The sequence below is a fragment of the Aquabacterium humicola genome, from assembly GCF_030167915.1.
Classification (GTDB): domain Bacteria; phylum Pseudomonadota; class Gammaproteobacteria; order Burkholderiales; family Burkholderiaceae_C; genus Pseudaquabacterium; species Pseudaquabacterium humicola.
In genome coordinates this window covers 107,534-119,641 of the sequence record NZ_JARGNB010000003.1, presented here as the reverse complement: position 1 = coordinate 119,641, position 12,108 = coordinate 107,534, and the positions used below count along the sequence as shown (strand labels likewise).

Below are 12,108 nucleotides of genomic sequence, written 5' to 3'. Positions count from 1 at the left end.
GCCCCCCTCTTGGACTACTCCAGGCTGATGTTCTTGCGCCGCACCAGGTCCGCGTAGATCGCCGACTTCAGTTGCGCCTGGCGCTCGATCTCGGCCGCGTTCCACGCCAGCGTCTCGAAGGCGAAGGTGTCGAAGCGGGCCTTGATGTCGGGCTCGGCCAGCGCCTTCTGCACGTCGGCATGCACCTTGTCGCGCACGGCCGCCGGCAGGCCGCGCGGCGCGACCAGCACGACGAAGGAATTGACCTCCAGCCCGGCCGGACCGCCGGCCTCGGCGACCGTCGGCACCTCGGGCAGTTGCGCAATGCGCTTGCCGGCGGCCACCGCCAGGTAGCGCAGCTTGCCGGACTTGTAGGCCCCCTGGCTCGACGGGATGCTCGCGAAGCTCCACGCGACATCGCCGCCGCCCACCGACGTGAAGAGTTGCGACACCTCGCGGAAGGGCACGTGCTGCATGCTGGTATCGGTGCTCATCTCCAGCTGCTCGCCGCCCAGGTGGCCGGGGCTGCCGACACCCCAGGAACCGAAGGTGACCTGGCCCGGCTGCGCCTTCGCCGCGGCGACCAGCTCGCCCATCGACTTCCACTTCGACGTCGACGACACCGCCACCATGAAGGGCGTGCGGAACAGCACCGCGGCCGGCTCGAAGGCCTTCAGCGTCTCGAAGCCCTTGGCCTTGTACAGGTGCGGGAGCGCGGCGAGGTGTTCGCTGTCCAGCTGCAGCAAGGTGTAGCCGTCGGCCGCCGCGCGGCGCACGGCCTCGATCGCGATGAAGCCGCCGCCGCCGGGCTTGTTCTCGACCAGCACGCGCTGGTTCCAGGTCTTCGACAGCTTGTCGGCGACGAGGCGCAGCACCGCATCCGGGCCGCTGCCGGGCGCGAAGGCGGTGACCACCGTCACCGGCTTCGACGGAAAGGGCTCGGCGGCAAAGGCGGCAACGGGCAGCAGCGCGGCGGCGGCGCACAGCAGGCGGCGGGTGACGGGCATCGGGCAGTCTCCAGGGTGTTCGGACGAGGCGGGGTTGTTCACTCGGCGTTGCCGATGTGCAGCGTGATGTCACCGACGCCCTCGATGCGGCCGTCGAGCCGGTCGCCCGGCCGTACCGGGCCGACACCTTCGGGCGTGCCGGTGAAGATCAGGTCGCCCGGCTGCAGGTGGTAGAAGCCGGACAGGTCGGCGATCAGCTCCCGGATGTTCCAGATCAGCCTGGCGATGTCCGAGCGCTGGCGTGGCTGGCCGCTGACGTCGAGCGATAGCGCTCCGGTGTCGAGCACCCGCCCCGGCATCGGCACGATCGCCGAGACCACCGACGACTGCTCGACGTCCTTGCCCAGGTCCCAGGGCCGGCCCTTGTCGCGCGCGGCCAGCTGCAGGTCGCGCCGCGTCATGTCCAGACCGCAGGCGTAACCGTAGACCAGCGCATGCGCGTCGCCGGCCGAGACGCGGAAGCCGGGCGCGCCGATCGCGACCACCAGTTCCATCTCGTGCTGGTAGTCGGCGGTGCCCGGCGGGTAGGCGACGGTGGCGCCCGATTCGACCAGCGTGGACGCTGACTTCGTGAAGTAGAACGGGCGCTCGCTGGCCTTGTCGACCGGGCGGCCCATCTCGATGGCATGCGCGTGGTAGTTGCGGCCGACGAAGAACAGGCGGTTCACCGGCAGGCGCTCGACGCGGCCCTGCACCGGCAGCGACGGCACCGGCGGCGGGGTCCAGAGGTAGGTGGGATTCGACATGGAGGGGGGCTCTCGTTGCAAGGGATCAGCCGCGGTTCTCGAAGAGGCCCAGCTTCTTGTGCAGCGGCGTCTCGTCGGCCAGGAAGACGAAGGCGGGCGCGCTGGCCGAGCGGTTGGCCAGGCGCACCGCCGTGAAGCCCGGCGCGCAGGCCGTGTCGGCTTCGGCCAGGCTGAAGGTGCTGTCGCCGATCTGCGCGTCGACGCCCCCTTCGATCACATGCAGCACCAGCGCCGGCGAACGCAGCGGCAGCTGCAGGCGCTGCCCCGGCCGCAACATCAGCGCGTGGTAGCCGAGCATGGCCTGCGCATCGCCGCCGGTGGCCGGGTTGACGTAGGCCACCTGCACCGCGGCCAGCCCGGGCTGGTCGGCGGCCAGCGCCTCGAGCGCCGCGCGCGTGGCCTCCCACGGGTAGCGCAGCACCGGGAAGGCCGCGTCGCCGCGCTCGAACAGCGGCGCCGGCACGATGCCGCCGTGCGCATGCGTGCGCTCGCCGTGGCCGGGCGACACGACCTGGCGCGGCCCGTCGACGTGGTACGAGGCCTCGAGGTAGTGCACCAGCGGCAGGTCCAGCACATCGAGCCACACCACCGGCTGGTCGCCGTCGTGGCCGTGTTCATGCCACAGGCCGGTGGGGGTCAGGATCAGGTCGCCGCGCTTCATCGGGCACTGCTGGCCGTCCACCGTCGTGTACGCGCCCTCGCCTTCGACCACCATGCGCACCGCGTTCGGCGTGTGGCGGTGCGACGGCGCCCATTCGCCGGGCAGCAGCAGCTGCATGCCGAGGTACATCGCCGCGCTGGCCTGCATGCTGTCGGCACCGAAGCCCGGGTTGGCCAGCACCAGCACGCGGCGCTCGGCCTTCTCGATCGGCGTCAGCGCGCCGGCGCGCAGCAGCAGCGGGCGCAGCGCCTCGTAGCACCAGTGCGTCGGCCGCGTGCGCGGCTGCGGCTTCTCAGGCGGCAGCAGCGCGCGCAGGCTGGGCCACAGCGGCACGAGGTGCTGCTCGGCAAGCGCCGCGCGGTAGTCGGCGGGCAGGTCGTCGAGGGTGCCGAGGGTCGTCGTCATCGCTTTGCTCCTCTCTACTCGGCCAGACAGCGCTCGGCCGTCCAGCCGTACAGCCATTCCATCGCGTCGTAGAAGCGCTCCGGCGTGCGGCCCTTCCACAGCTCGTTGCGCACCAGGCGCTCGACGCCCTTGGCGTGGAAGATGCGCCCCATCTCGCGCGCCGACAGCACCACCCGCGCGGTGCGCGCGACACGCGAGCGTTGATAACGCGCCAAGGCCGCGGGCACGTCGTCGTCGTGCGCGCGCAGCGCCTCGCCCAGCGTCACCGCATCCTCCATCGCCATGCAGGCGCCTTGCGCCAGGTACTGCAGCGTGGCGTGCGCGGCGTCGCCCAGCAGCGCCACGCGGCCGAAGGTCCACTGCGCGATCGGCTCGCGGTCGGCGGTGGCCCAGCGCTTCCAGTCCTTCGGCAGCTCGATCAGCTGGCGCGCACGGGCGCAGATGCCCTCGAAGTAGCCCTGCACTTCTTCGCGGCTGCCTTCGCGCACGCTCCACTGCTCGACCTGCCGGCTGTGGAAGGTGACGACCACGTTGTACTGCTCGCCGCCGCGCAGCGGGTAGTGCACGAGGTGGCAGTCCGGGCCGACCCAGATGCTGGCGGCGTTCCATTGCAGGTCGGCGGGGAAATCGCGCCGGTCGACCACCGCGCGGTAGACGACGTGGCCCGAGACGCGCGCCTCGTCGCCGACGAACTGCCGCCGCACCGCCGACTTCACGCCGTCGGCGCCGATCAGGAAGGCGCCGCGGTGCCGGTTCCCCTGCGTATCGAACACGGTGACGCCGGCATCGTCCTGCTCCACCCGCTGCACCGCGGTCGAGGTCAGCAGCTGCACGCGGTCGGTGGCCTGCGCGCCATCGAGCAGCGAGCGGTGCACGTCGGCGCGGTGGATCACCGCGTAGGGGTTGCCGAAGCGCGCGCGGAAGGCTTCGCCGGTGGGGATGCGGCCGACCAGCGCTTCGTCGAGCGCGTCGTGCATCACCATCTCATCGGTGTAGACGGCGCGGCCGCGGGCGATCTCGCCGATGCCCAGCGCATCGAAGGCGGCAAAGGCATTCGGCCCCAGCTGGATGCCGGCGCCGATCTCGCCGAGCTGCGCCGCCTGCTCCAGCACCTTCACGGCGAAGCCGCGCCGGGCCAGCGCCAGCGCCGCGGCGATGCCACCGATGCCGCCGCCGGCCACCAGCACGGGATCCCTCGTCTTCAACGTCGCTGCCACGGCTGGCTCCTGCTGTGCTTGATCTGCCGCAATGATGGTCGCCGGGGACTATTGCGCCAAGAGCGGCTCGTGAATACTCCGGATATCGTTTTGCAATAGTGGGGCCGCGATGGCGAAGCTGGATCTCGACTGGCTCGGCGTGTTCGTCGAGGTCTACCGCACGCACAGCGTGTCGCTGGCCGCCGAGCGGCTGGGCCTCGCGCAGGCCAGCGCCAGCATCGCGCTGAACAAGCTGCGCCGGCACTTCGACGATCGCCTCTTCACCCGCACCTCGCAGGGCATGCTGCCGACGCCACGCGCCGAGCTGATCTACCCCGAGCTGCTGGAGGCGCTGCAGCGCATCGAGAAGGCGCGCGGCCGGCCCGGCCGCTTCGCGCCGCTGGAAGCGCAGCGCCATTTCCGCATCGGCATGACGGACATCAGCGAGCTGGTGCTGCTGCCGACGCTGATCAACCACCTGCAGGCCGCCGCGCCGGGCGTGACGGTGGAGGCCGAGAAGATCTCGCCCGACAGCCGCCGCCAGCTCGAAGCCGGCGAAGTGGACATCGCCGTCGGCTTCACGCCGGACCTCGAGGCCGGCTTCTACCAGCAGGCGCTGTTCGCGCAGAACTTCGTCTGCCTCGCGTCGCTGGACCATCCGCGCGTGCGCATCAAGCCGACGCGGCGCGCCTTCTGCGCCGAAGGCCACCTGGTCGTCAGCGCGTCGGGCACCGGGCACTCGATCGTCGACAAGGTGCTGGCGCGGCACGGCGTCGAGCGCCGCGTCGTGCTGCGCGTGCCGAGCTTCCTGGGCGTCGCGCGCATCGTCGCGCAGACCGAGCTGCTGGTGATCGTGCCGCGGCTGCTGGGCACCGCGCTCGCCGCGCAGGAGCGCGTGCGGCTGCTGGAGCCGCCGGTGCCGCTGCCGGCCTACAAGGTCAAGCAGCACTGGCACGAGCGCTTCAATGCCGACCCCGGCAACCAGTGGCTGCGGCAGACGATGGCGGCGCTGTTCGCATCGTTGTCGGCGGGCGCGGCCGCCGCGCGCTGAGGCCCGGCGCGCGGCGCCGCTAGAACAGCTGCCCGACGTTCAGCAGGGTCAGCACGCCCAGCACCGCGAAGATCAGCGCGGCGATGCCGTGCACCACGCGCATCGACACCTTCTGCGCGATCTTCTCGCCGAGGAACACCGCCGGCACGTTGGCCAGCAGCATGCCCAGCGTGGTGCCCATCACCACCGCGAACGTATCGGCATAACGCGCGGCCAGCGCGACGGTGGCGATCTGCGTCTTGTCGCCCATCTCGGCGAGGAAGAAGGCGACCACCGTGGTGCCGAAGGCGCCGAAACGCTGGCGGCCGCCGGCGGCGGCGTCGTCCAGTTGATCGGGAACCAGCATCCACACCGCCATCGCGACGAAGGAGCCGCCGACGATCCAGCGCAGCACGTCCGGACCCAGCGCCTGCGCGACCCAGCCGCCGAGCAGGCCCGCGCCGGCGTGGTTCAGCAGGGTGGCCACGAGGATGCCCGCCACGATGGGCAGCGGCTTGCGGAACATCGTCGCCAGCACGATGGCCAGCAACTGGGTCTTGTCGCCCATTTCACCGAGCGCGACGACGCCGGTGGAGATCAGGAAGGCTTCCACGAGAGGGGACTCCACGGGCCGGCAGCAACCGAAGACCACACGCCCGCCCGGCCCGAACCGGGGGCATGCGGTCAAAGGTCTTGCCAGGCACTTCGGCGCTGCCCGTGCCATGGCCTCCGGACGAAGACCAAGTGTGTTGACGCGGGCCCCTGAGGGAGGTGCAGGGCGGCTACTCCCCGATGACGAGGCGCGCAGTATACGAGGCACCCTGTCGGACGGGGCTGCGCTGCGTCAAGCCGCACGAAACTGCCGGCAACCCGAAGGCCGCGCGAGCGGAGCCCGCGCGCCCGGGTACGATGCGCCCAACGCATCGCGAAGGCAGCCGCCCGTGAGCATGACAAGTCAGGAATGTCGTTGGCAGACCGCGCTGGACACCGGCGCATTCGGCGTCTGGGACCTCGATCCCGGCCTCGAGATGGTCCATTACTCGCCGCAGTGGAAGGCGCGGCTCGGCTTTCCGGACATCGACGATGCGGACAGCACGTCCTTCTGGCGCTGCCGCGTGCACCCGCAAGACCTCAAGCCGATGATGGACGCGCTGCGCCAGCACCTCGACGGCTACACGCCAACCTACGAGATGCGCTTCCGCCTGCGCAGCACCGGCGGCGGCTACCGGCAGGTGCTGTCGCGCGGCCGGGTCGCCGCGCGCGACCACCGCGGCACCGCGACGCGCATGGTGGGCACGATGATCGACCTGTGCGACCGGCCCGGACTGCTGCCGGTGGCGCCGCCGCCCCCGTTGGCCGACGGCGCCTTCTGGAGGCCGCCGTCGGCCCCGGCGGGCGTGCCGCTGCACCGCATGCTGGGGGTCGGACCGGCCAGCACGCATGCAGGCGCGGCCTTCGCTGCCGCCGGGGACGCGGTCGACGCACGCGGGGCGATGCTCGCGCTGATGGAAGACCTGCTCGACCTGGCGGTGCGCCGCTGCGCCTGAGCCGATCCGCAGCAGTCAGTCTTGACGCCGGTACGCCGCCGAAGGCATCATCGCGGCCCGATGCGTCCGCCAGTCCGCACCCTCATCGCCATTACCACCATTACCACGACCGCCTGGTGCGGGCCGTGGTGGTGAACATGCGCGACTGACAATCGCTTCACAACCCCAGGCCCCGCCAGCGATGGACGGGGCCTTGTTGTTTTCCCCGTTCGTCGCGGCACCAGAACGGAGAAAACCGAATGCTCGCCGCCTCTTCACTGTCCCCGCTGTCCCCTTCCGCCGGTCCGCTGTCCCGGCCCGCGCCAGCGCCGCTTCGTGTCGGCCTGCTCGGCGTCGGCACCGTCGGCTCGGGCACCGCCCGCGTGCTCGCGCGCAACCGGGCGCTGATCCGCGACCGCAGCGGCCGCGACATCGCGCTGTGCATGGCCGCGGCGCGCAACCTGGCCCGCGCCCGGCCGCTGCTCGGCCCCGAGGTCGAACTGGTCGACGACGCGCAGCGCCTCGTGCGCCACCCGCAGATCGACGTGGTGGTCGAAGCCATCGGCGGCTGCGACGCCGCGCGCACGCTGGTGCTCGACGCGATCGCGCACGGCAAGCACGTGGTCACCGCGAACAAGGCGCTGCTGGCGCTGCACGGCGACGAGGTCTTTGCCGCCGCGCGCGCACGCGGCGTGATGGTGGCATTCGAGGGCGCGGTGGCGGTCAGCATCCCGATCGTCAAGGCGCTGCGCGAGGGCCTGGCCGGCAACCGCGTCGAGTGGCTGGCCGGCATCGTCAACGGCACCAGCAACTTCATCCTCAGCGCGATGCGCGAACGCGGCTGGACCTTCGAGGCCGCGCTGCGCGAGGCGCAGCGGCTGGGTTATGCCGAGGCCGATCCGCGCTTCGATGTCGACGGCATCGATGCCGGCCACAAGCTCGCGCTGCTGGCCAGCATGGCCTTCGGCATGCCGCTGCGCTTCGGCGCGGTGGCCATCGAGGGCATCGGCGCGCTGCAGCCGGCGGACTTCCGCCATGCCCAGGCGCTGGGCCACCGCATCAAGCTGCTGGCCGTGGCACGGCGCCAGCGCGACGGCATCGAGCTGCGCGTGCGGCCGGCGCTGCTGCCCGCGGGCAGCGTGCTGGCGAACGTCGACGGCGCGATGAACGGCATCGTCGTCAAGAGCGATGCCGCCGGGCTGACCGGCTACATCGGCGCCGGCGCCGGCGCCGAGGAGACGGCCTCGGCGGTGATCGCCGACCTGGTGGACGTCGCGCGCCGGGCCGGCAGCGGGCCGGCCAGCCAGGTGCCGGCGCTGGCCTTCCACGCCGACGCGCTGCGGCCGTGGCCGCTGGTCCCGGCGGACGCTCATGTCACGCGTCATTACCTGCGCATCCCGGTGCAGGCCGGCGCCGGCGTGCTCGGCGAGCTGCTCGATGCGCTGGCCGGCAGCGGCCTCGTCGTGCAGACCCACCACGACGCGCACCCCGAGGCTCAGGATGACTCGCCCGGCGGCGCCGGCGGCCGCGAGATCGTGCTGCTGACGCAGGCCGCGCCGCTGCACGCCGCCTGCCAGGCGCTGGACGCGTTGCGCGCGCTGCGCTGCGTGCGCGCCGCCCCGGTGCGGCTGGCGGTGGAGGACCTGGCCTGACGCGTCGGCAGAATGCGGGGCCTTCGCCGCCCGAAGCCGCTTCGTGCCCCTCGTCCGCCCCGCCTGCCCGTCGTTGCTGCCGCGTGCGCCCGCGCACGGGGCACTGCTGGCGTGCGTCGTGCTGGGCACGGTGGCCGGGCCGGCCGCGGCGCAACCGGTGGACCTGCAGGCCGAGCTGGCGCTGGCCTCGGCGCTGACCGACCGCGGCCTCGCGGTGTTCGCGCCGCGGCCGACGCTGCAGCTCGCGCTGGGCGCCTCGCGGGGGCGCTGGGCGGTGAGCCTGGCGGCCAGCCAGCGCATCGGCGGCTCCGACCAGCCCCGCGTGGCGGCACGGCTGTCGCACTACCGCCCGCTGGACGACGACTGGCAGCTCGACGCCGGCCTGTCCTGGTACACCTACCCGGGCGAGGCGTATGCCCGCGCCTACGACCGCGTCGAGGCCGGCGGCGGCCTGGCCTGGCGCGACGTGCTGAGCATCGGCCTGACGGCGATCGACTACCGCGCCTGGCCCGGCCGCCGCGGCGGGCTGCAGTGGGCGCTCGACCTCGGGCTGCGCTGGCCGATCGCCGGGGGCTGGTCCGCCACGGCCAGCGCCGGCGAGGCCGACCTGCCGCCCTACCCGCAGCGCCGCTACCGCTACGGCGGCCTCGGCCTGGCCTGGCAATCGGCCGGCTGGCGCGTCGAACTGGGCCGCCTGGGCGCCGACGGCACCGCGCGACGCTGGCTCGGCGCCGGGGCCGCGGCGCGCTGGTCGGCCTTGGTGGCGAAGAATTTCTGAGCCACCATGCAACCGCGGTGCCGCCCGCCGGCACTCACGGCTTGCCGATGATTCATTCCGACCTCCCCCCCGACGCCCGCCCGGACGAGCACGCCGAGCGCGCGCTGCTGGCCCGGCTGCCCGCCGGCGACCGCGCGGCGCTGGCCGCGCTGTACCGCGCCTACCACCGGCGCCTGGCGCGCTTCGTCGGCCGCATGACGCGGCGCGCCGACATCGTCGACGAGGTCATCAACGACTGCTTCTGGATCGTCTGGCAGAAAGCCGCCACCTTCCGCGGCGATGCGCGGCTGTCGACCTGGATCCTCGGCATCGCCTACCGCTGCGCGCTGAAGGCGCTGCGCCAGCACGGCGAGGAGCCGCTGGCCGACGACGACGGCGCCTGGCAGCCGTCGCACGACCCGCAGCCCGAGCACGAGCTGCGCGACTGGGTCGCCAAGGGCCTGCTGAAACTGCCGGTCGAGCAGCGCCTGGTGCTCGAGCTGGCCTACGGCGGCGGCCACTCGGTCGAGGAGATCGCGGCGATCATGCAATGCCCCGAAGGCACGGTGAAGGCGCGCCTGTTCCACGCGCGCACCAAGCTGCGGCACCTGCTGCCGGTGCTGGCGGACCGGCAGGGGGCACCGGCGCACGGCGCCGCAGGAGGCAACCATGAACGGTGACCTGCACGCCCGCACCTGGGCGCTGATCCCCTGGCTGGTCAACGGCCGCGCCGACGCCGGGCAGCGGGCTGACGCCGAAGACCACCTCGCGCACTGCGCGGACTGCCGCGCCGAGCTCGACGCCCAGCGCCGGCTGCAGCGGGCGATCGCGCAGGACGATGCGCCGGTCGCCGGCGAGGCCGACGCCGGCCTGCAGCGGCTGCTGTCGCGGCTCGACCAGCTGACCGAGCAGCCGCTGCCGAACCTGCCGGCACCCGCGCCACGCCGCTGGCTGCCGGCGGCGCTGGCCGCGGCGGTGGTGATCCAGGCGATCGGTCTCGCGCTGCTCGGCTGGCGCGCCATGGACGGGGATGATGCACGTTATGCCGTGTTGAGCACGCCGCCCGCCGCCGCGGCTGGCGCCGCGGCCACGCTGCGGGTGGTGCCCGACCCGACGATGCCGCTGCAGCAATGGCAGGTCCTGCTGCAGCAGCACCGGCTGCGCATTGCCGACGGCCCGAACGGGGCCGGCGCCTATGCGCTGGCACCGCTGGACGGCGCGGCGCCGGCGGCCGAGCTCTTGCAGCAGCTGCGCGCCGCACCGGGCATCCGTTTCGCCGAGGCCATCACGCCGTGAAGGCCGCGCTCGCGCTGGTTGCGCTGGTGCTGGCCGCGGCGGTGCTGCCGGCCCGCGCGGCCGATGCCGGCACGGCTGACGAAGCCGGCATGCGCGACGACAGCCGCCGCTTCATCGTGCTGGCGGTCGACAACCCGCTGCAGCGCGTGCCAACGCGCGCCGGCAGCAGCCTGCCCGCCTACGCGCCGCCGCCGCAGGCCTATGTGGTCGGCGCCCAGGCGGCCGCCACGCTCGCTGCGCTGCAGCGCGAGCACCGGCTGCAGCCGGCCGCCGCGTGGCCGATCCCCGCGCTGGGCCTGCATTGCGTGGTGCTCGCGCTGCCGGAGGGGGCCTCGCGCGAGGCGCTGCTGGCGACGCTGGCCGCCGATGCCCGCGTGCGCCTCGCGCAGCCGCTGCAGGACTTCGAGCTGCTGGCCACGCCGGCCTCGGTGCCCGCGCCGTACAACGACCCCTACCTGTCGCTGCAGCGCGGCTTCGCCGAGACCGCCGCCGCCGCCGCGCACCGCGCGAGCACCGGCCGCGACGTCGCCATCGCGGTCATCGATACCGGCGCCGACGCACGCCATCCCGACCTGCAGGGCCGCATCGGATCGCGGCGCGACCTCGTCGGCGACGATGCCGCCGCGTTCGACGGCGACCGCCACGGCACCGAAGTCGCCGGCGTGATCGCCGCGGTGGCCAACAACGCGCAGGGCATCGCCGGCATCGCCCCCGATGCGCGGCTGGCGCTGTACAAGGCCTGCTGGTACACGCGCGACGGGGCCGCGCGCTGCAACTCGTTCACGCTCGCGAAGGCGCTGGCCGCGGTGCTCGACAGCGACGCGCGCATCGTCAACCTGAGCCTCGGCGGCCCGGCCGATCCGCTGTTGAGCGCGCTGCTGCAGCAGGTGCTGCGCCAGCGGCGCATCGTGATCGCCGCGCTGCCGCGCAGCGGTCGCGCCGAAGGCTTCCCGGCCGGTGCGCCCGGCGTGCTGGTGGTCGGCAGCGTGGGCGACGACGCCGCCGACGCCGGCGCGCTGGCCGCGCCGGGCCGCGACGTGCTGACGCTGGTGCCCGGCGGACGCTACGACTTCGCCAGCGGCTCGTCGATCGCCGCCGCGCATGCCAGCGGCATCGCGGCGCTGCTGCTGTCGCTGCAGCCGCAGCTCGACGCGCAGGGGCTGCGCGGCCTGCTGGCACCGGAGACGGGCACCCCCCGCGGCGCCAGCATCAACGCCGGAGCCGCCGTGGCCCGCCTCGCGGCGCTGCGGCGCCGGACGGCCTGGCCGTGACGCTTCGATCACTCGTTATCGACGCGTGACATCACGGCCCTGCAACCGCACGCGCCCATACCGGCACCCACGGACGTTCAAACACGCAATCCGAGGAGAACACGATGGGCCATGCACACATGACACGCGCGCGCACGCCGGGCGCCCTGGCGGCGGCGGCCATCGCGGCGCTGGCGCTCACGGCCTGCGGCGGCGGCAGCGGCGAGGGTCTGGATGCCAGCGGCCGGCCGATCGGCGAAGGCGGCGGGGGCGGCGGCCCGGCGGCGCCCACCTTCGCATCGCTGCAGGCGCAGGTCTTCACGCCGCGCTGCACCGGCTGCCATGCCGGCGCCGGCGCGCCGGTCGGGCTGCGGCTGGACGCGGGCAACAGCTATGCGGCGCTGGTCGGCGTGGCCAGCGGCGAAGTCGGCTCGCTGCAGCGCGTCGCGCCCGGCCGGCCCGACGACAGCTACCTGGTCCACAAGCTCGAGGGCCGCGCGGCGGTCGGCGCGCGCATGCCGCTGGGCGGCCCCTTCCTCGACGACGCCACGATCGCGCTGGTGCGCCAGTGGATCGCCGCCGGCGCGCTGAACAACTAGGAGC

The 12,108-nt window shown here is 73.4% G+C and carries 13 protein-coding genes and 1 riboswitch; of the genes, 8 read left to right on the top strand and 5 right to left on the bottom strand.

The genetic code is table 11. From position 1 onward, the window contains the following. Positions 1 to 14 precede the first annotated feature (14 nt). Genes P1K89_RS16695 through P1K89_RS16680 form a run of 4 tightly spaced genes read right to left on the bottom strand, consistent with a single transcriptional unit; the run spans position 15 to position 4,015 of the window. Positions 15 to 986, bottom strand: a complete 972-nt coding sequence (locus P1K89_RS16695) for a tripartite tricarboxylate transporter substrate binding protein (protein WP_284617617.1) — start codon at positions 984 to 986, stop codon at positions 15 to 17. A 38-nt stretch (positions 987 to 1,024) separates the two neighbouring features. After that, the gene (locus P1K89_RS16690; RefSeq protein WP_284617616.1) at positions 1,025 to 1,732 is read right to left on the bottom strand and encodes a fumarylacetoacetate hydrolase family protein; all 708 of its coding nucleotides are present in this window, start codon (positions 1,730 to 1,732) and stop codon (positions 1,025 to 1,027) included. Between the two features lie 25 nt (positions 1,733 to 1,757). Then, on the bottom strand, positions 1,758 to 2,798 hold the full coding sequence (locus tag P1K89_RS16685) for a cupin domain-containing protein (protein ID WP_284617615.1): 1,041 nt from the start codon (positions 2,796 to 2,798) through the stop codon (positions 1,758 to 1,760). Positions 2,799 to 2,812: 14 nt separating this feature from the next. Then, positions 2,813 to 4,015 (bottom strand): 3-hydroxybenzoate 6-monooxygenase, encoded by a 1,203-nt coding sequence (locus tag P1K89_RS16680; protein WP_284617614.1) that lies wholly within the window; start codon positions 4,013 to 4,015, stop codon positions 2,813 to 2,815. Positions 4,016 to 4,124: 109 nt separating this feature from the next. Here P1K89_RS16680 and P1K89_RS16675 point away from each other — a divergent pair, with 109 nt between their 5' ends. Continuing rightward, entirely contained in the window at positions 4,125 to 5,045 is a 921-nt protein-coding gene (locus P1K89_RS16675; protein WP_284617613.1) for a LysR family transcriptional regulator, read from the top strand. Positions 5,046 to 5,064: 19 nt separating this feature from the next. Here the strand turns inward: P1K89_RS16675 and P1K89_RS16670 are convergent, their stop codons facing one another. Continuing rightward, positions 5,065 to 5,637, bottom strand: coding sequence for a TMEM165/GDT1 family protein (locus P1K89_RS16670; RefSeq protein ID WP_284617612.1), 573 nt, complete (start codon positions 5,635 to 5,637; stop codon positions 5,065 to 5,067). A 7-nt stretch (positions 5,638 to 5,644) separates the two neighbouring features. Then, positions 5,645 to 5,827, bottom strand: a riboswitch (yybP-ykoY riboswitch). Between the two features lie 144 nt (positions 5,828 to 5,971). Between P1K89_RS16670 and P1K89_RS16665 the strand changes: the two genes are divergently transcribed. The 7 genes from P1K89_RS16665 to P1K89_RS16635 all read left to right on the top strand — a co-directional run bounded on the left by P1K89_RS16665 (position 5,972) and on the right by P1K89_RS16635 (position 12,104). Beyond that, positions 5,972 to 6,571 carry a PAS domain-containing protein gene (locus P1K89_RS16665; protein WP_284618035.1) on the top strand — a complete coding sequence of 200 codons (600 nt, stop codon included), beginning with the start codon at positions 5,972 to 5,974 and terminating at the stop codon, positions 6,569 to 6,571. A gap of 239 nt (positions 6,572 to 6,810) precedes the next feature. Then, complete coding sequence (locus tag P1K89_RS16660; RefSeq protein WP_284617611.1) at positions 6,811 to 8,202, top strand: homoserine dehydrogenase; 1,392 nt, start codon at positions 6,811 to 6,813, stop codon at positions 8,200 to 8,202. A gap of 43 nt (positions 8,203 to 8,245) precedes the next feature. Continuing rightward, on the top strand, positions 8,246 to 8,980 hold the full coding sequence (locus P1K89_RS16655) for a TorF family putative porin (RefSeq protein WP_284617610.1): 735 nt from the start codon (positions 8,246 to 8,248) through the stop codon (positions 8,978 to 8,980). Positions 8,981 to 9,027: 47 nt separating this feature from the next. Beyond that, positions 9,028 to 9,639 carry an RNA polymerase sigma factor gene (locus P1K89_RS16650; protein WP_284617609.1) on the top strand — a complete coding sequence of 204 codons (612 nt, stop codon included), beginning with the start codon at positions 9,028 to 9,030 and terminating at the stop codon, positions 9,637 to 9,639. After that, the gene (locus P1K89_RS16645) at positions 9,629 to 10,255 is read left to right on the top strand and encodes an anti-sigma factor family protein (protein ID WP_284617608.1); all 627 of its coding nucleotides are present in this window, start codon (positions 9,629 to 9,631) and stop codon (positions 10,253 to 10,255) included. The genes P1K89_RS16650 and P1K89_RS16645 overlap by 11 nt, the downstream gene beginning before the upstream one ends. Then, positions 10,252 to 11,526 carry a S8 family serine peptidase gene (locus P1K89_RS16640; RefSeq protein WP_284617607.1) on the top strand — a complete coding sequence of 425 codons (1,275 nt, stop codon included), beginning with the start codon at positions 10,252 to 10,254 and terminating at the stop codon, positions 11,524 to 11,526. The genes P1K89_RS16645 and P1K89_RS16640 overlap by 4 nt, the downstream gene beginning before the upstream one ends. A gap of 104 nt (positions 11,527 to 11,630) precedes the next feature. Continuing rightward, complete coding sequence (locus P1K89_RS16635; protein ID WP_284617606.1) at positions 11,631 to 12,104, top strand: hypothetical protein; 474 nt, start codon at positions 11,631 to 11,633, stop codon at positions 12,102 to 12,104. Positions 12,105 to 12,108: the final 4 nt, after the last annotated feature.

Bases quoted from the DNA above. Each gene is read 5' to 3' on its own strand.
- P1K89_RS16690 (WP_284617616.1), bottom strand. From the start codon at position 1,732: ATGTCGAATCCCACCTACCTCTGGACCCCGCCGCCGGTGCCGTCGCTG.
- P1K89_RS16645 (WP_284617608.1), top strand. From the start codon at position 9,629: ATGAACGGTGACCTGCACGCCCGCACCTGGGCGCTGATCCCCTGGCTG.
- P1K89_RS16665 (WP_284618035.1), top strand. From the start codon at position 5,972: ATGACAAGTCAGGAATGTCGTTGGCAGACCGCGCTGGACACCGGCGCA.
- P1K89_RS16650 (WP_284617609.1), top strand. From the start codon at position 9,028: ATGATTCATTCCGACCTCCCCCCCGACGCCCGCCCGGACGAGCACGCC.
- P1K89_RS16660 (WP_284617611.1), top strand. From the start codon at position 6,811: ATGCTCGCCGCCTCTTCACTGTCCCCGCTGTCCCCTTCCGCCGGTCCG.
- P1K89_RS16695 (WP_284617617.1), bottom strand. From the start codon at position 986: ATGCCCGTCACCCGCCGCCTGCTGTGCGCCGCCGCCGCGCTGCTGCCC.
- P1K89_RS16675 (WP_284617613.1), top strand. From the start codon at position 4,125: ATGGCGAAGCTGGATCTCGACTGGCTCGGCGTGTTCGTCGAGGTCTAC.
- P1K89_RS16685 (WP_284617615.1), bottom strand. From the start codon at position 2,798: ATGACGACGACCCTCGGCACCCTCGACGACCTGCCCGCCGACTACCGC.
- P1K89_RS16635 (WP_284617606.1), top strand. From the start codon at position 11,631: ATGGGCCATGCACACATGACACGCGCGCGCACGCCGGGCGCCCTGGCG.